The following is a 17,106-nucleotide window of genomic DNA, read 5'->3' as shown; positions in this document are numbered from 1 at the left end:
GGTATTAACCCCTTATCGCCCACAACTGTATCCCCAGATCCGGGAAGGTGCCGGAGATATGCAGCGCCAGCGCCCCGGCTTTTATCACGTCCTGCCAGGCCGCCGCGCCTTTATCCAGCTCGAAGTAAACAAAGCCATCATGGTACGGTAGCTGGCGCGGAGCGGCGGTTCGCGGCGTCAGCGGTACGCCCGGCACCTGCACGCTAACCATATCGCGGATTTTGTTGGTGGCCGCGATTTTTGACTGCTGGGTAAACTGGTGGATAAGCTGACTGTGCGGCATCCGCGCGCGTACCGCCAGAATGAAGGTGCCGGAACGCAACAGGGTCGGATCGTTAACCGTGGCGACATAAAACCCGTCAGAGAAGAGAAGCGGCAGATTTTGCGCACGCGGCATCAGTACGGTATTGAGCGCCCGGCGCAGTTCCGGGATCACGGTATCAAACGACTGCGTAAGATTGCGGTGGTCGTAAGATTCCACCGGACAGGGCAGACGACTGTCTTCCGTAAAGGTCATCAGCTCACCCAGCAACCGGACCAGATCCAGATAAAACGTTTCCGGGTGCAGAGTGCGCAGGTGAGTACGATGAGTGAAGTGCATCTGGCTGCGGTTAAGCAGCTGTAACATCATAAACTCAGCCACATCCGCAATACCGCTCTGTTCCGGCGAACCGATACGCTTTGCCAGATCGCTGGCGCGGTTGCTGAGAAGCCCCTGTACATCACCGGCAAACCCGTTCAGCACCGGGCTGACGCGGATGGCCTGACAGGTCGGGATAAAGCTGTCATCCATCACCAGCGCGCCACCAGACTGCTGGCTGAGAATACGGCACAACGGCAGTGTGACCATCGCGCTGAGATCGTCCGCGCCGCTGACGATTTTCGGTGCCAGTTGTCCCAGCGCGATGGGCTGCACGTCACCGTCATCGGAGTGCAAATCGCGAATATCGGCCTGCGTCAGGCGGTAACGCTCCGTTCCCTGTCCCGCGCTCCGGCGTCCTTCGATTTCACAGGTGATATCGCTGATAACAGGCAGCGCCAGGTAAATATCGTTACTGCCGGACCGGGAGAGATCGAACGGCTGATACGGCAGAGGGAGTTGATCCTGCTCCGGGATGCTGAACACCGTGCCATCCGGCATACAGCCCGTCGCGTAGTCCAGCATCAGTTTCCCCTGGGCAAGCAGCTCGGTATTGATCGACAGCGAGGTGAACCCCCAAGCAAAATCATCCTGCGCACTCATACGCTGGTTCAGCAAATATTCCTGATTACGCTGCTGCTGCTGGAAGTGCTGTGGCAGGGCAAACAGACCTTCCTGCCAGATCACCCTGTTTTTCATGGTCGCCATTATCAGTTGTCCTCTTTCTTCATTTCGATACTGCCCTGTCGTACATGTACCAGCAGACGGTAGTGATGACCCGTCCCTTCTACCGGTTCGATTTGCTTCCACTCAGTAGCCTGGTCGTCAGAGAAGTACGCCACGACTCCAATAAACTGTGTTTTTTCGTTCAGCCTCACTGGCGGCAACGTTTTTATGGTGTCCGGTAGCAGGTTAAAGTCCTGGTGGTCGATATAATTTTTCCCCAGCACTTCCGGCAGCGGCGTGCTGGCAACCGTGTCGTAGTCAGCCGCCTGCAACTTCGAGTCATCGCTCATATAAATAAGCTGCACATCGACCGCTGCCGCCTCACCGTTCGCATTGATATTCGTGTCAGGCTCGGTCAGCAACGTGACCGTCACCTCCGATGACTGATCTGCCAGTTTCCCGACCTGAACATCCGGGTTCTTAATCACCTGGCCGAGCTTTTTCACCGTTTCGCAGCCTGTCAGGGTGAGACTGAAAAGCACAACCACCATGCAGGAACGAAAAAAACGTCCTGTCATGCTTCCGGCTCCCGCTGTTTCTCGCGCAGTACCCGGTCATACACCTGGGCATAAACTTCGTTAAACAGCATTTCAAATCCCTGCTGGCGGCTGGAGGCCAGTTCGTCGTAGTAATCGCAGTACATCTGCCAGGCACCGGCATCATCCAGCGGCTTTCGCAGTTCATGGCTGCGCCGGTACTGTACAAAGCGGCGCATCAGGCTCTGCGGGGAGAACGCATCCAGCAACACGCGCAGCGATTCGACAATCGCGGCCCGGTTCGCTTCCTCGTGATGCCGGACGTTACGCAAACTCTCGCCAACGGCAGCGGGTGCCGCCAGGTGTACCGGACTTTTACCTTCGGCAAACATCACGTCCAGCGCGGTGGTGTAGTCCATATTCAAGCGCAGCGGATTATCTTCCAGCGGACGTAAATGCTTGTCCGACAGGCTGTTACGACGCAGCTGTAGTTCAAGCAGCCCTTTTATCGCCGCCTGCAACGTCCGCCCCGCTTCCTCCAGAAAATCGTCGGCATCCTGTGAGTTACGTACGGCAAGCGAGCCGCCCAGCCCGCGCAACAGCGGGGTCACCGCAAGATGAAGCTGTGCGGTGTCTGCCAGGGACGCCGCCGCATCCTGTCCGACCAGGGGATCGGGATACAGTGGCGGCAGATCCATAAACGGAGTGTCGATCACACCATCCCTGTCAGGAACAGAAGATCGCGCAGGTACGATCCCTGAAAGCGGATCACCCGCCACGGTCAGGCTTTCTGTCCGCAGCGCCTGGAGCGGATCGGCTGAAAAACTGTTGACCACGGTATCTGCAAGCTGGTGCATCCTGGGCATTCCCGGATACGCTGGCTGGCCGTCCGTCGTCAGTAGCGCGTCTGCCAGACGGTCACGGTTGGTGACGATGGTTTCCGGTGCCGCCATCTGCTCGCCGTAGCTGACCAGCTTTCCATTGTGGATAAATACCTTCAGCGCCAGCGACCCCAGAACGACTTCATCGCCCTGACGCAGGCGTACCAGCCCGGTATCCGTGGACACCGGTGCCAGATTAATCATCAGCCCCGGCACCAGGCTTTTCAGACAAAATGTGCCATCATGCATCACCACCTGGCAGGCACGATCGGCGACGGAGCCGGCCCTGTCCTGTACCGGCCAGTGGCAGGCGGGCGCGTGGCCGATATCCCCGCCATCGGCGGTAAACAGACATTTTGCGGCGCGTCCGCTCTCCAGCTCATTGCCGTTCATCACCTGTAGCGTCAGTGAGAGTACGGGAGTGTGCGTTTTTTCCTCAGCCATTTGCGGTTCCATAAAATTAATCCCTGATGTGGAGGGTGACGGATGGCGGCATTTTCGGCTGGCCGATAAACGCCGTGCGTCCGATGCAGGATCGGAAACGATCGCCCAGCCGCATTCCCTTCGCCTGATCCGGCGCAAGATCAAGCTGCAAATCCCAGGCGAACTGATCGCGTAACAGGAAGGAGATAAACATCGTCAGCGCCTGGTGGTTTTCCCCATCCGGTAAAAAAGAGAGGTAGCGGGCCATTGAGAGGTTGCCGAGCCGTAGCAGAAATTTGCCACTGCGATCCGGCACTCTGGCACCGAGGGTAAAATTAACGCCAATCACCGAGCGGCCTGGCACATACCCGGCTGTTTTCCGTTTCGGGTTACGCACGCCCAGCCGGTTCTGCTGTGCAGGATCAAGGGGCACTTTACGCAACTGCCAGTTTTCGATGCTGACATCCGGCAAATCGAAGCAGTGACTGATCAGGTTGCATACCACATCCGGCGAGCGCCCGGGTGTTGCCAGTATCCCGGCGTAGGCCAGCATCTTGCTGTGGTTGATAGCGAGTCTGTCGCGCACGCTCGGGTTACCTAAGCCCACCAGAGCATACATCCGCTGTGAAAAAGTGTCGGTTCCGCCGTTGCGAAAACAGATGTAATAGCGGTACTTGCGCCAGGCGTGATAGGCAAACTGCGTCCAGCGGTGGCTGAACAGATCGAGGAACCCTTTCAGCCCCTCCTCATTCTGCGCGGATTCCCGCGCCATTCGATCCAGGTAGTAGCCGGGCAGCGGTGACTGGCTGCCGGAAAAACCCAGGAATCTTGTCGTCAGGATAAACTGCCCGCTTTCACTGCGTTCAAGCGTGCTCAGGTCGCTACCCGGAAAGGCAATACTGGCATCGGATTTGAACAGCGCCACTTCCTGCTCCGGTTCGGTACGCAGGGATGGCTCGCGATCAGGCTCACCATACCGGCGGTACAGTGACTCCATCAGCACATAAAAATTCATCCCGCGCACATCCGGGAGCGGTGTCGTTTCCCCTACATCAGGGCGTGCTGACCTGTATGTTGCCATTCCCAGGACTCCTGACTTTCCGTGTTAATAATTTTGAGGCAGTGAAATGAGTTGATGCTGGCGTACAGCGCAAAAAAGTATGACAGCACGGTACCCAGCAGGTAGATCTCGCCTTCACAGACAAAGGGGGCGGGATTAATCCACAGCGTGGTGGACAGACCGCGAACCGGCACCCCCTTAAACAGACGGTCAACCGGGCGGGATTCCATTTTTTCGATGGCATCGAGCTTCTGTGAGGAAAGCCGCGCCTGCTGTGGATGGTGGATACCCGGCATATCGAAGGTACGCAACACCTGGATCAGCGCCTCCCGGTCCAGCAGCGAGAGGTAGTTCAGATTCATGCAGGAAATCAGCGACCAGTGCATATCGCCATCCGTCACCGGATACAGCGGACGGGTCGGGCGCGTCACGTTGCTGAACGACGCCACCGCCGGATTTTTGTTAACAGGAACGCAGATATCACCGGTATGCAGTGATGCAGGCAACATCCGGTTAGTGCAGACCAGCGAGGCAGTGAACACTTCACCGCTAAGCCGGGAAGAGTCAGGCTGGCTGCCATCCGCGTGGACAAAGGCAATGGCGTGCTCCAGACCACGATGAAACAGGGAGCTTCTGGTGCGGTGGTGCCAGTAGACGACTTCACGCTGCCGACTGTATTCAATCTGATGCTGAAACCCTTCAAATTCGGGCCAGATATGTATTATTTCACCAGGCTCAGGAGTATCATCCGACGCTGCAACCTTACTGGAAACCGTCTTCACCTGGAAAACATCATAGTGCTCCGGGTTCTGTTGACTGGCCCGTAATGCATATTGCGGTGAACTGTCGTCCGGCCTGACAGGCTCAGAATGGTGGGCGAACAAATTCACCACCGGCGTACAGTACAGGCGCAATGAATCTTTGCGAAGCTTGATATCCACAGGCAATGGCAAATTAAAATGCAAACGCAGTGTAAACGCGCCGACCGGGAAATCTGCCGGTAGCGACGTGCCCCCCTGCAAATGAAAGAAGAAAAAGCTCTCCGGGTAGCAAAAATACTCCTGAAGCACGCGGTAACCGCTATGGACGTTTTTCGGCCACGGCAACAACGCATCTTCCCGTTCAAACCCGGCGGCATTCAGCCACAAATCCGGTAGTGGAATACGCCGCTCTCCAGCCACCAGTTCCGCATCCATTAACCGCTCACTGAACCATAAATAGAGTTGCTGGCGGGTATAGTCATCTCCGTTTCCCAGCCAGAAAGTGAGCTTATTCAGATCCAGTGTGTCGGGAGAGACGCTACCTTCGGTGAAAAAATCAATGTCAATGTATCCTTTTTTCAGCGTGCTGGTGTTACGCACATCGCGAATATGTAACGGTTGCAGCCAAGTATCACGTGCCAGGGTAAAATGGCAGACAGGAGACGGGGTAACATCATCCCCGGCCAGGATCTTACGTCCCGATGACGTCACGCGAATCGGGCCTGAGCAAATCAGTTCATCACGACAAACCTGAACAGGCGCAGAAAACTGTGTCGCAACGGGGTTGTATTCAACCACAGCCATTGAAGGCACCGGACGCAGATAATTGGGCCACAGCATGTTGATTAGCCCGTTCGTAAACTCTGGAAACTCATCCTCCAGCTTCTGTCGCAGGCCACCGGAAAGGAAAGCAAATGCCTCCATCAGGCGTTCCACATCGGGGTCGCCCTCTTTCTCAGCCAGAAAACGGGCAAGATGAGGTTTTTCACGACCAAGAAGTTTGCCCAGTTGACGCAGATAATCCAGTTCCTCGCGGTAATAACGCTCTTCGAAGGCCATCAGTCTGACTCCACGCACCAGTGCTGGTGATTATCCAGCAGAATGTCAAACTCCAGAACATCCTGTCTGTCGCTGAAATCCAGATACGCCACAATATGAAAACGCAGTTCCAGTGGCGCATGGTGATCCTCTGTGGCAGCTGTCACCACCACATCCGATATCCGGGGTTCGTAACGCAGAATACAGTTCTGAATCGCCTGAACCATCCATTCCCGGATGTTCTGGCGTTCAGGTGACTCATCGTTAAAATCAGCGATCCCCAGCTCCGGCGAACCATGACAGCTACCGGAACGGGTGTTGAGGATATTGCGCAGGTTATCGCGTACAGAATACAACAACTCCGTTTTTAGGTGCTGGCGTGAAGGCAGTTTTTCCGCCCCCCCGATACGTTCAAACAGACTGCCCCCGAACTCCCGTTCCGTGATCACAACGCTTACTCCTTGTCCAGACGACCGACCAGGGACAGCTCAAATGATGCCCCCATATACTTAAAGTGGGGTCTGACGCTCAGGGCTACCTGGTACCAGCCTGGCTCACCTTCCACATCAGAGACTTCAATCTTCGCCTGACGCAGCGGTTTACGGCTGCGCACGTCAGAAGGCGGGTTCTCCTGGTCAGCCACGTACTGGCGTATCCAGCCGTTCAGCTCACGCTCCAGATCGCCCCTTTCTTTCCATGAGCCAAGCTGTTCGCGTTGCAGCACTTTGATGTAATGGGCCAGTCTGTTGATAATGAAAAGATAAGGAAGCTGCGTACCGAGTTTGTAGTTGGTTTCGGCCTCTTTACCCTCCACAGTGTTGGGGAAAACTTTCGGTTTCTGAACCGAGTTTGCGGAGAAAAATGCTGCATTATCAGAGCCTTTACGCATTGTAAGAGTAATAAAGCCCTGCTCTGCCAGCTCATACTCCCGCCGGTCGGTAATGAGAATTTCAGTGGGAACTTTGGCCTGAAGCTGGCCCATTGCCTCATATAAATGCACCGGCAAATCTTTTACCGCACCACCGCTTTGTGGACCGACGATATTTGGACACCACCTGGTGGACATGAAACTTTCGGCCATGTTCGCCGCCAGAAGAAACGCAGTATTCCCCCACAGATAATGCTCGTGATTTTTGCTGACATCCTCATGGTAGTTAAAGCTCTTAACCGGATTCTCCTCCGGTGCATAAGGATGGCGCAGCAGGAAACGCGGCGCCGTCAGGCCGAGATTGCGGGAATCTTCGGACTCGCGCAACGAACGCCATTTGGTGTAGGCCGGGCCTTCAAAAATGGCGGCAACGTCTTTAATGCCAGGAAGTTCGGTAAACGAATCCAGACCAAAGAACTCCGGCGATACAGAAGACAAAAACGGGCAGTGGCTCATCGCGCTGACGGCGCTGATATATTTCAGCAGCTTCATATCCGCGGCGGTGTTCTCAAACGCGTAGTTGCCAATCACTGCGGCAAATGGCTCACCGCCAAACTGACCAAAACCGCTGGAATAGACGTGCCGGTAGAACCCTGACTGGGTAATTTCTGCCGCAAATTCAAAGTCATCCAGCAATTCGTCCTTAGTAGCGTGCATGATGTGAATTTTAATGTTTTCACGCGGATCGGCATGATCAACCAGCAGTTTCAGCGAACGCAGGAATGACTCCAGTTCCTGAAATTCCGGGGCATGGAGGATCAGATCCATCTGGCGTCCCATACGCGTATCAATATCGGCGATCATGCCGTTGACGGCCAGAATATCGACAGACTCTGCCTCATCATCATTCTGCAACAGTGCGGTGATAAAGGCGGTCACACCCTGACGGGCGATATCGTAGCTTTCTGACGCCGGTTTAAAACGGGTCTGCGCCATGATCTCATCCAACAGGCAGGGTGTGGCGACAGGTGATGTAGAAGCGAGCGCTTCCGGTAAGGTGGTCTCTGACATACTGAAATCCTTGTACAAGTTATTTCCGACCCGCGAGGCCCAGCTCCGCAATCAGCTGTTCGCGGCTCTTTTCGTCAGCAAGCAGTGCCTGAAGCTGCGCACGGAAGGCAGGCATATTGCCCATTGGCCCCCGGAGCGCTACCAGCGCTTCGCGCAGTTCTAGCATTTTGCGCATCTCCGGCACCTGGGCGGCAATGTTGTCCGGTGACAGATCGGCCAGCGCTTTCACTTTCAGATTGACGCACATACGTGCATCAGGGGTTTCACTGAGCGCAGAGGGCACCGTAAAATCACGCCCAATACCCGCCTGGTCCAGTACGGCGTTAAAATTGTTACGATTAATAGCAACCGGCTGGCGTTCGTCCAGCGGAATATCATCCGCGCCACCGGTCAGATTGCCAGTCACCAGCAGGTTAAGCGGGAGTTCCACTTCTGCTGTCTGATTTCCCGTTTTCGGTTGAAATTTTATATTTACACGTTCTTTAGGGGCAATACTGCCACTGCTGTCATTTTTTCTGCTGCTCATAAGAATAGTCCATCAGATTGTCGTTCGTGCCATGAACACAGCATGTTTGTCACTACAAAAAAATTACTGATAATGCCGTTTCAGTGGCAGTAAAAGATAAATTTCACACTTTTCTCGCTTCGCATTTTACGCTCAATAAAAGAGATTTTAAAAGATCTTTTTCTTCGAATAAAACAGGGGTATGATTTTGTCATAAAATACGACGACATGAGACTCAACGTAAGCCAGTGGCGTCACACGCAAGGTTAGCAATACTCACGAAATAATTGTAACATACTGATTTTAAATACATTTAAAGATAAACCATAAACAATTTATATAATAACACCATATGAATTAATTTTATAAATGAGAAAAACTGATAACCTGAGAAATATCCAACAGATTTTCCTTAAAACAAGACAAACACAATATATATTTACAATTAATCATTCCTTACCACATAGACAATGAAATACATATAAAACGAATTTACCTGATCACCCACACATATATTTAGCTTAAATTAAAAAGATATTTATAAATATTAAACGTTGCGTACCGGTTTATCCGCAAACCGGATGCAAAAGCATGATGCGACTCCCGGAGTGAGCCGCATTATTATCGGCCTGTCAGGAATTAACGGCAGACCACCGGAAATAGTTGTTAACAACACTCACAAGGAGCACTACAAATGCCAACTCCATGTTACATCTCAATAACAGGCCAGACCCAGGGCAATATCACCGCAGGCGCATTCACCGCAGATTCTGTCGGCAACATCTATGTGCAGGGCCACGAAGATGAAATGCTGGTGCAGGAATTTCTGCATAACGTGACGGTGCCAACCGATCCGCAGTCTGGTCAGCCAGCCGGTCAGCGTGCCCACAAGCCGTTCATTTTTACCGTGGCGCTGAATAAAGCGGTTCCACTGCTGTACAACGCACTGGCGTCCGGTGAAATGCTGCCAAAAGTTGAACTGCACTGGTGGCGTACTTCTGTTGAAGGTAAGCAGGAGCACTACTTCACCACCCGCCTGACAGACGCGACTATTGTGGATATGGACCTGCATATGCCGCACTGCCAGGACCCGGCACAGCGTGAGTTCACTCAGTTGCTAGCCGTTTCACTGGCGTACCGTAAGGTTGAGTGGGAACACATCAAGTCTGGCACTTCCGGTGCCGACGACTGGCGTGCGCCGCTGGAAGCATAAGGAAAGTCCACAGCATCCGGCCCTCACGGGCAGGGTGCTGTTTTTACATTACGCCGCAGGCAATCAATAAAGAAGAAGGTTGTCAGTAAGAGGTTACATTTTTACGGGAGATGGCGGACGCCGGAGACTTCGGCGGTAGCGTGCCTGAATGCAGCGTAACACTGTACTGTTACAGTCGCTGAACAGCGGGATGTCTTTTTTCTTGTCAATATTAGGGAGGTTAATATGTCGTTAAAAGGGTTGAGTTTTACACTGGAAGTGAGATAAATAGCTGTGCCGAATAGTAGAGCAATTAAAGAAAAAGCAGCCCGGATTGTACGATCTAGTTAATCGCTAACACCAACCGGACTGAGCGATGCGGATTATAACACCACTATCCCGTACCAAACGACGTCTTATACCGAAAACTGTTTAGAATACGCAGGATAAAAAATTACGCGCGCAGACCTATGGCTGTGCTGATGTTGCAGTGTGAGCGCATGAGAAGTATATTTCTCGTATAACGATATTTTTTGACGATTTACAATAAAATCAATGTGTTAATTATAGTTATAGTTATAATTCCATGAGCTTTTAGTCATCAATTACATGCAAACGGTCTTAATATGGAAAACGATTATTATAAAGTAACTAAAGATTTGATTCATACAGGGCTTGATGCAATATCAAAGTCCATAAAAGAATGTGAAAAAAAAGCCAGAGTAAGGGAGTCCATATTTTCTGACTTGCAAGAAGCTGGAATAGCTGTCAGAAAACGAAGCGACTGGAAAGCAAAAAAGGCCCCAGGAACTGATGGCGAAGACTGGAACTACCCCGCAATCGTGATACATCATGCTGGAAATAGTTACTCCTGTGATAACGATGGGGAAGTTAAAATGCGTCAGGCTGAAGAAACCGACATTAAAAGTTTTAATCATTTAAGTTATCATTATGCTATAGATTGCACAGGTATAATTTATGAAGCTCTGGATATAAGAGAAAAGGGTGCTCATCTAAAAGGTGCAAATACAGGAAAAATTGGCATAGTTTTTTTATCAGACTTTAGTTTACCAGGTGAAGCATCACAATATGGCCCCTCCCGATGGGGATCATTAAGTGAGTTTGCCGGGCAAGTGAAGGATAACTGGGATTCATCCGTTGATATACCAACCACTAATCAGAAAAAATCTATCGATGTTTTAGTTAAGACTCTTATAAAATTTTTCCCGATCACACAATTAGGAGGACATAGAGAGTTTGCCTCTTTAAATGATTTAGGCCGAGCTTGTCCAGGAACTTATGGACTTCAGATTGCAGCTGACCTCAGAACAAAGTTCAAGTTAATGGCCCCTTAAAAACAGTGGGTTAAATGTAAAATAAATATACTTGAGAAAAATATCATATGCGTGTTTCTTCATTACGTAACTTTATTATTTACCTGTTTTTATATTTACTAATTGGAATAGATAAGCAGCCATACTATGAAGAAGGTGATATGCCTTGGGTACCAATTTTTTTCATTAAACACACTATATCATCAAAATTAATCTTTGAAATCCCCGTTTCTCCTGCTGATATATTGAGGGATACATCATTAACTCAGGCCAAATATAATGAATTATACAATTACTGCCAGGTAAGGTATAGAACCGAACTATCCGAATGTAGAAAAGAAATAAAGAAAAAACTTCTTGCCAATGGATTCTACATACCAGACTGAATGATACTACTATCTGATATAATGACCCAGAGAAATCCATAAAACATGCATTTAGACTAAAAAAAACAAGCCAACCACAAGATAAGAATTGATATAAGTTGCGACATAAATATTGATGAAAGAATTAAATTTACAGAACATACTTATCCGATTCCCCACTCCTCTACTAAACAATCAAATAAAAATATTTCAACGAAAGAGCGTCATATAAAACCTTAATATATTAGTTCATATTATTGCTCTTTATTTTCAACTTTTTGATAATTTTCAAGAGAATTTGAGGTAAATCCGATGCCAACGGCTGGCTCGCTCCTCCGGGGACATAAGTTCAATTAACGGCATCCGGCCCTTACGGGCATGGGGCCTGAACGCAAGCGTAACACTGTACTGTCACAGCAGCTGACCAGCGAGCTGTTTTTTTTACTGTCACCATTAGGAAGGTAATATGTCGTTAAAAGGGCTGCGTTTCACACTGGCAGTGGGCGGACTGCCGGAAATGACCACTGCGGTGGTCAGTTTTCGACTTACTCAGCATTACTCAAAACCTTTCCAGCTAAAGGTGGATATTGCTAGCGGTCTTTCTGACCTGACAGCAACCGATTTTCTTGAAAAAAACGCCGTACTGACCATCTGGCAAGGAATGGAGCCACAACGCTATATCAGTGGTATTGTCTCTGCCGTAACCCTCAGTGAAAACAACCACTGGCAGATGGGGTACCATATAATTATCTCACCACCACTCTGGAGAAGCGGTTTACGCCAGAATTTCCGCATTTTCCAGCAGCAGGATATCAAGGCAATCTCCTCCACCCTGCTCAATGAAAATGGCATCACCGAGTGGACCCCGGTATTTTATGAGCCGCACCCGGCACGCGAGTTCTGCGTGCAGTACGGTGAGACAGACCTTGCCTTCCTGACCCGCCTGTGGTCAGAAGAAGGTATCTTTTATTTTGACTGGTGCACTCCGGAAGGGACGGAGCAAAAGCTGGTACTGTGCGATGATGTGGCGGGAGTATCGTCACTGGGAGCCATGCCATTTAATCCGAATACGACGGCAGAGGCATCTACCGAGCATATCAGCCAGTTCAGGTATCATGCGCAGATACGGCCTTCATCCGTCGAAACTCAGGACTACACCTTCAAAACGCCCGGCTGGCCGGGTTATTACAGCCGTGCCGGAGAGAATCTGAACGGCCAGCTCACGCAGTATGAAATCTTTGATTATCCCGGACGTTTCAAGGACGAATCCCACGGACAGGCGTTTGCCCGCTACCAGATTGAGGGCCGGAGACATGATGCAGAGATAGCAACAGGTTACAGTAACTCACCAAAAATGTGGCCAGGGAAGCGCTTTACCCTGACAGGACATCCATCAGTATCGCTGAACAGGGAGTGGCAGATTGTGGGTAGCGTACTGGCAGGAGACCAGCCGCAGGCACTGCATGGCAGTCAGGGAACGGGAACCACTCTCAGCAATCGTTTCGAGGTTATCCCGGCAGACAGGACATGGCGCGTTCCGCCCCAAAAGAAACCTTCCGTGGACGGCCCCCAGAGCGCCATCGTCACCGGCCCGGCGGGGGAAGAAATCTTCTGCGATGAGCATGGCCGGGTGCGGGTGCGCTTTCACTGGGACCGCTACTGTCCGGGGAATGAGGACAGCTCCTGCTGGGTACGGGTATCGCAGGCATGGGCGGGCACCGGGTTCGGTAACCTCGCCATACCGCGCGTGGGCCAGGAGGTTATCGTGGACTTCCTCAACGGCGACCCGGACCAGCCGATAATCATGGGCCGCACCTACCACCAGGATAACCGCTCACCGGGCAGTCTGCCGGGCACGAAGACGCAGATGACTATCCGCTCAAAAACCTATAAAGGCGGCGGGTTTAACGAGCTGACGTTCGATGACGCCACCGGGAAGGAGCGGGTGTATATCCATGCGCAGAAGAACATGGATACGGAGGTACTGAATAACCGGACAACGGACGTGAAGGTTGACCACACAGAAACTATCGGCAACAACCAGAAAATCACGGTGGGCGTGGGGCAGACCGTCAATGTGGGCAGTAAAAAGGCAGAGGGTCATGACCAGACGGTCACGGTGGCGAATGATCAGAAAATTACCGTTCAGAATAACCAGACACTGGATGTGACGGAAAAACGGACAAAAACGGTAGGTGGCGATCAGATATCAACTATTACAGGAGACGATATTGAAAAAGTACTAAAAACACAAATTATTGACATTGGCAAACTGTTTTCCCTAACCGCAAAAAATATGATAGTGCTGAAATGTGGTGAAAGTCTGTTCAGTATGGACGAGGGCGGAACTATTACCATCACAGGTAATCTGATTAAAATCAAAGGCAAAGAAGTTGACATTAACTGATATATCTATCGGGACAATATATGGACAAAACCTGTTCAGAATATTAAACGGATGTGTGGATGTGTTATTTTAATGAGGAACATACTATGGATTTAAGTGGAAGTAATTTTGTTTATCAGCCTGATAATTTACAGGATGTTGTCAGATACAGAGTTGAACAAGAAGTATCAATCAAACTTAACAAAATCCTGGTGAACAATACAATAGTCAAAACTGACTATACAGTAAAGCATAATCATAATGAGCCTTTATTCTATTCAGTGTATGTCGATGACCATATATCAAAAACATCACCAGATGCACATCAGACTCTGTTGGATATCGTGAAGGAAATTGACATAATAAAAAGTAATGTGGATTTATTAATTAATGCTGACACAGGCAGGCCTGAAGTACTAAAAAATCATCATGTTATTATTGATGAATGGAATATCTTCAAAGAAAACTTTTTTAAAAAAAATGAATTCATTCGTGCAAAAGAGACCCAACAGGGTATTCAGGATTTCATGTCAGTATTTGACGAACAAATCCATTCCCATGAGCAGTTGATTGCTGGCCTAGGTAGTCAAATTTTCTTTGATACATTTTTTAATTATTATCTTGTCCATACGCAGGGTTTTGAATCTGATTCTGGTATGAATTACCATTCTCAGTTATTTAAAGATATCATAACGCCTCTGGTTGTTAGTCAGAAAATCATTCAGGAAAATCCGAAAACTGTAACCATTCGCAAAACGGGTGTGCCGAAAGGTAATATAAATGTGGCAAAAATAAAAGAACAATATGATGAGAGATATAAACCAGTCATTGACTATCAATTTTCTGAGTATCAGGTTAAGTATGATGCTCAGATTGAATTTAATACAGCGAGAAATCATATAGAGTATGCTGATATCCGAATGAATGAGTGTATCAGAAACAACGTGGAAATGGATATTCACTGTCGCATCTGGAGAATACAGTAATGGCGCGTTCATTTGTCAGACAAGGTGTAAATATTATTTGCAGTAATATGACCATATCGACCCCCAGAAAGCTGGGGCTGAATCCGGCTAAAGAACCAGTTGAGACAGCGGGAATTACAATATATTCAAAAATTCCTGTACCATTGCTCAATATATCAGATAAAAAGCTGGATGCTTGTTTTGAATGTAAAATGCCGCTGAAAGTATGGGGTGGGCTTGCCATGTTTTTTGCAGGCATAGCCGCTGTGGCGGTGGTTGTTCTTGTAGTTGCCACTCTGCCAATATCCGGCCCTATTGCTGCCGCAATAACTGCTGCATCCGCGACCGCTTTAACAATTGGAACAATAGCAACAGTGGGTGAAGTGGCTGCGGCAAGTTATGGCATTTATAAAACACTGCATGAGTGTGACAGGGTTGCTGATTCTCAGTGGCAGGAATATCATAAAACCGTTTTTATTGAAAGAGAAAATGCGCTTCTGGATTCATCGTATATAAAGTGCCCGGTTGGTGGTAAGCTTAACATTATTATAGATGATGCTATTGCACAAAAAGCAGCAAGAATGATATCCGACGCTAACAGTAGTGAGATTTATGCTCATTGGACCAGTAAATTTGTTAATGGCATAATTACTTATATCGCCACGATGGGGTTACCATTTGGGGTATCCGTTCTCTCAGGGTTAGAGATTTACGGTACAGCAACTGATAGCGGTAAGTCAAACCAAGGTCGTGATATTCCTGGTGACATTAAGACAGCGGCAAAAAATCAAGGAATTGGTACCGCAGGTGATGTGGGAAACGCGGCGCTTAAGCATGGAACCACAAATGTGGTAGGTTCCTGGATTCTGGACGGGGTTATCATAGCACAGAGTAAAGGTATGCTAACGGCGGCTCATGGAGACGCAGTCCTGAACTGGCTGGTTAAATACGGGAGTCGTTTTTCCTTTAAAGAGTTTGCTACAGGCAGCCTGGTAGGACTCGGTGGCACTGTGCTGGGTTTTGCTGTGGATGAATATTCTAATGAAAAAGAAAGGAAGTATGAGCAAGAGGCAAATACTGAACTCGACTTATTCAATACAAAAGATGAATCTGAGACATCAAAAAATTCCATCGGTATAATTTCCGTAAGAAACGATTAAAAAGGGGGGGATATGGGTAAATCGCTTGGAACTCTTTTTGGCTCTCTTGTTATCGCTCCGGCCATATTTTTTATCATTAATTCACTGTGCTTTCGTGGTAATCAGGTCACGCAGGAGCAGGTAACCCAATATATCAATGACAGTAAGACCATTGAATTCTTAATTCCTTATGCATACGATGAAAGTGATGAAAAAAAGGTAAGTTTCGAAGTGTATCGCAGAGGCTTACGTGATCTTAAAACAATTCATCGGTTTGCATTCTTCTCCAAAGAATACAACAGATATTTTGTGGTAATGAACTTTGATGGTTTTGATTATAGTGGCGCATTTAACTCTGATCGTAACGGACTTGAGAGAAATCCCGTACTCCATAGAGGTGGGTACTTTATGGTACATGCAAACAATACACAATGGCATGATATAAACTATGGAGCTAAAGAAAATCCAGTACCGATTTTCGCTTTTGAAGTAAGTCCCCGCAGTTATAAAACCAGTTGGGTCCTGGAAGATAAAAAGAAAGAATTTGATGTTTCCGATGATATTAACCGTATATTTGTAGAGCAATACCTTAATTATTTTATATCAGATGAAAATTTCAAGAAATTATTTCAAAAACAATAATATCTTTATCATGATAAATGATGCACATCAGACTCTTTTGGATATTGTGAAAGGAATTGACATAATAAAAATCAATTAAGATTATGCCTCCAATCCATACGTAGATTCGCAAAAGGTATCCAATAGCAATGAATTCATTTTCTCCCCGTTTTGTAAACGGGCTGATGATGTACGTAAGCATTATGCTGGATGTGTTAATTACCCGCATCAAAGGACTGGAGGCACAGTCTTATTTTCACCGGAATAAAAAACAAACAACAATTCTGTTACACCGTAAATAAAAAGGCTGTCGGATGGTGGTGTTAAACGATTAGCTACATTTCATATAAAAACAATGGTGCCCACACCGACAGACAACCAATAAAATGGTATCTATCCAATCAATTAAATATATCAAGGTTCCTTAAGCTTATATTTATCTTTTTTTATGTATATGCGTGTTTCATGTATCTTATGTATATACCATAATTGACAATCACCACATGTACCAATATTTAATTAATAACTAGTTTTAAATCTTTATTCATTTTGCACGTCAATTTCTATAAATATGCTTAAAACGACTCAGAGATATTATTATGAAAAAAATAGTAAAATCGAAAATCCCCCAGAATCAGTAACATATGGTTTTGAA

The 17,106-nt window shown here is 48.4% G+C and carries 15 protein-coding genes; 7 read left to right on the top strand and 8 right to left on the bottom strand.

Annotated elements, in window-relative coordinates:
• Positions 1–4: 4 nt before the first annotated feature.
• The 8 genes from tssK to tssB are packed head-to-tail and all read right to left on the bottom strand — an operon-like array spanning position 5 to position 8,470.
• Positions 5–1,348: a type VI secretion system baseplate subunit TssK gene (gene tssK / locus OGV83_RS17105; protein ID WP_248623392.1), complete on the bottom strand. Its 1,344-nt coding sequence runs from the start codon at positions 1,346–1,348 to the stop codon at positions 5–7.
• Positions 1,349–1,350: 2 nt separating this feature from the next.
• Positions 1,351–1,857: a type VI secretion system lipoprotein TssJ gene (gene tssJ, locus OGV83_RS17100; protein ID WP_375379923.1), complete on the bottom strand. Its 507-nt coding sequence runs from the start codon at positions 1,855–1,857 to the stop codon at positions 1,351–1,353.
• A 23-nt stretch (positions 1,858–1,880) separates the two neighbouring features.
• The gene (gene tagH, locus OGV83_RS17095; RefSeq protein WP_058669120.1) at positions 1,881–3,167 is read right to left on the bottom strand and encodes a type VI secretion system-associated FHA domain protein TagH; all 1,287 of its coding nucleotides are present in this window, start codon (positions 3,165–3,167) and stop codon (positions 1,881–1,883) included.
• Positions 3,168–3,183: 16 nt separating this feature from the next.
• Complete coding sequence (gene tssG, locus OGV83_RS17090) at positions 3,184–4,227, bottom strand: type VI secretion system baseplate subunit TssG (protein WP_134769063.1); 1,044 nt, start codon at positions 4,225–4,227, stop codon at positions 3,184–3,186.
• Entirely contained in the window at positions 4,194–6,026 is a 1,833-nt protein-coding gene (gene tssF / locus OGV83_RS17085; RefSeq protein ID WP_200026891.1) for a type VI secretion system baseplate subunit TssF, read from the bottom strand. Before tssF ends, tssG begins: the two co-directional genes overlap by 34 nt.
• On the bottom strand, positions 6,026–6,451 hold the full coding sequence (tssE, locus tag OGV83_RS17080; protein WP_125337101.1) for a type VI secretion system baseplate subunit TssE: 426 nt from the start codon (positions 6,449–6,451) through the stop codon (positions 6,026–6,028). Before tssE ends, tssF begins: the two co-directional genes overlap by 1 nt.
• 8 nt (positions 6,452–6,459) lie before the next feature.
• Positions 6,460–7,944, bottom strand: coding sequence for a type VI secretion system contractile sheath large subunit (tssC, locus tag OGV83_RS17075; RefSeq protein ID WP_058668095.1), 1,485 nt, complete (start codon positions 7,942–7,944; stop codon positions 6,460–6,462).
• Between the two features lie 19 nt (positions 7,945–7,963).
• Positions 7,964–8,470 (bottom strand): type VI secretion system contractile sheath small subunit, encoded by a 507-nt coding sequence (tssB, locus tag OGV83_RS17070; RefSeq protein ID WP_058668096.1) that lies wholly within the window; start codon positions 8,468–8,470, stop codon positions 7,964–7,966.
• A 673-nt stretch (positions 8,471–9,143) separates the two neighbouring features.
• On the opposite strand from tssB, the gene OGV83_RS17065 reads away from it, so the two are divergent.
• From OGV83_RS17065 to OGV83_RS17035, 7 genes are all read left to right on the top strand, one after another.
• Positions 9,144–9,662: an Hcp family type VI secretion system effector gene (locus OGV83_RS17065; RefSeq protein ID WP_058668097.1), complete on the top strand. Its 519-nt coding sequence runs from the start codon at positions 9,144–9,146 to the stop codon at positions 9,660–9,662.
• 605 nt (positions 9,663–10,267) lie between these two features.
• Positions 10,268–10,996: a peptidoglycan recognition protein family protein gene (locus OGV83_RS17060; RefSeq protein ID WP_200029778.1), complete on the top strand. Its 729-nt coding sequence runs from the start codon at positions 10,268–10,270 to the stop codon at positions 10,994–10,996.
• Positions 10,997–11,043: 47 nt separating this feature from the next.
• Positions 11,044–11,361: a hypothetical protein gene (locus OGV83_RS17055; protein ID WP_286464134.1), complete on the top strand. Its 318-nt coding sequence runs from the start codon at positions 11,044–11,046 to the stop codon at positions 11,359–11,361.
• Between the two features lie 445 nt (positions 11,362–11,806).
• Positions 11,807–13,747 carry a type VI secretion system Vgr family protein gene (locus OGV83_RS17050; protein ID WP_058668099.1) on the top strand — a complete coding sequence of 647 codons (1,941 nt, stop codon included), beginning with the start codon at positions 11,807–11,809 and terminating at the stop codon, positions 13,745–13,747.
• Positions 13,748–13,833: 86 nt separating this feature from the next.
• Positions 13,834–14,712: a hypothetical protein gene (locus OGV83_RS17045; RefSeq protein WP_058668100.1), complete on the top strand. Its 879-nt coding sequence runs from the start codon at positions 13,834–13,836 to the stop codon at positions 14,710–14,712.
• A complete protein-coding gene (locus tag OGV83_RS17040) occupies positions 14,712–15,851 on the top strand; it encodes a PAAR-like protein (protein ID WP_058668101.1) in 1,140 nt (379 codons plus the stop codon). The genes OGV83_RS17045 and OGV83_RS17040 overlap by 1 nt, the downstream gene beginning before the upstream one ends.
• 12 nt (positions 15,852–15,863) lie before the next feature.
• Positions 15,864–16,472 carry a DUF8188 family protein gene (locus OGV83_RS17035; protein WP_058668102.1) on the top strand — a complete coding sequence of 203 codons (609 nt, stop codon included), beginning with the start codon at positions 15,864–15,866 and terminating at the stop codon, positions 16,470–16,472.
• Positions 16,473–17,106: the final 634 nt, after the last annotated feature.

The sequence above is a fragment of the Citrobacter sp. CK189 genome (assembly GCF_030333505.1).
In the GTDB taxonomy this organism is placed as follows: Bacteria; Pseudomonadota; Gammaproteobacteria; order Enterobacterales; family Enterobacteriaceae; genus Citrobacter_B; species Citrobacter_B koseri.
Note: the sequence above shows the minus strand (reverse complement) of the source record. Positions and strands in the feature narration are given on the sequence as shown.

Excerpts from the sequence above, each read along its gene's own strand:
- tssB (WP_058668096.1), bottom strand. The coding sequence starts at position 8,470 with ATGAGCAGCAGAAAAAATGACAGCAGTGGCAGTATTGCCCCTAAAGAA.
- OGV83_RS17050 (WP_058668099.1), top strand. The coding sequence starts at position 11,807 with ATGTCGTTAAAAGGGCTGCGTTTCACACTGGCAGTGGGCGGACTGCCG.
- tssF (WP_200026891.1), bottom strand. The coding sequence starts at position 6,026 with ATGGCCTTCGAAGAGCGTTATTACCGCGAGGAACTGGATTATCTGCGT.
- OGV83_RS17065 (WP_058668097.1), top strand. The coding sequence starts at position 9,144 with ATGCCAACTCCATGTTACATCTCAATAACAGGCCAGACCCAGGGCAAT.
- OGV83_RS17035 (WP_058668102.1), top strand. The coding sequence starts at position 15,864 with ATGGGTAAATCGCTTGGAACTCTTTTTGGCTCTCTTGTTATCGCTCCG.
- tagH (WP_058669120.1), bottom strand. The coding sequence starts at position 3,167 with ATGGCTGAGGAAAAAACGCACACTCCCGTACTCTCACTGACGCTACAG.
- tssK (WP_248623392.1), bottom strand. The coding sequence starts at position 1,348 with ATGGCGACCATGAAAAACAGGGTGATCTGGCAGGAAGGTCTGTTTGCC.
- tssG (WP_134769063.1), bottom strand. The coding sequence starts at position 4,227 with ATGGCAACATACAGGTCAGCACGCCCTGATGTAGGGGAAACGACACCG.
- tssC (WP_058668095.1), bottom strand. The coding sequence starts at position 7,944 with ATGTCAGAGACCACCTTACCGGAAGCGCTCGCTTCTACATCACCTGTC.
- tssJ (WP_375379923.1), bottom strand. The coding sequence starts at position 1,857 with ATGGTGGTTGTGCTTTTCAGTCTCACCCTGACAGGCTGCGAAACGGTG.
- OGV83_RS17060 (WP_200029778.1), top strand. The coding sequence starts at position 10,268 with ATGGAAAACGATTATTATAAAGTAACTAAAGATTTGATTCATACAGGG.
- OGV83_RS17055 (WP_286464134.1), top strand. The coding sequence starts at position 11,044 with ATGCGTGTTTCTTCATTACGTAACTTTATTATTTACCTGTTTTTATAT.
- OGV83_RS17045 (WP_058668100.1), top strand. The coding sequence starts at position 13,834 with ATGGATTTAAGTGGAAGTAATTTTGTTTATCAGCCTGATAATTTACAG.
- OGV83_RS17040 (WP_058668101.1), top strand. The coding sequence starts at position 14,712 with ATGGCGCGTTCATTTGTCAGACAAGGTGTAAATATTATTTGCAGTAAT.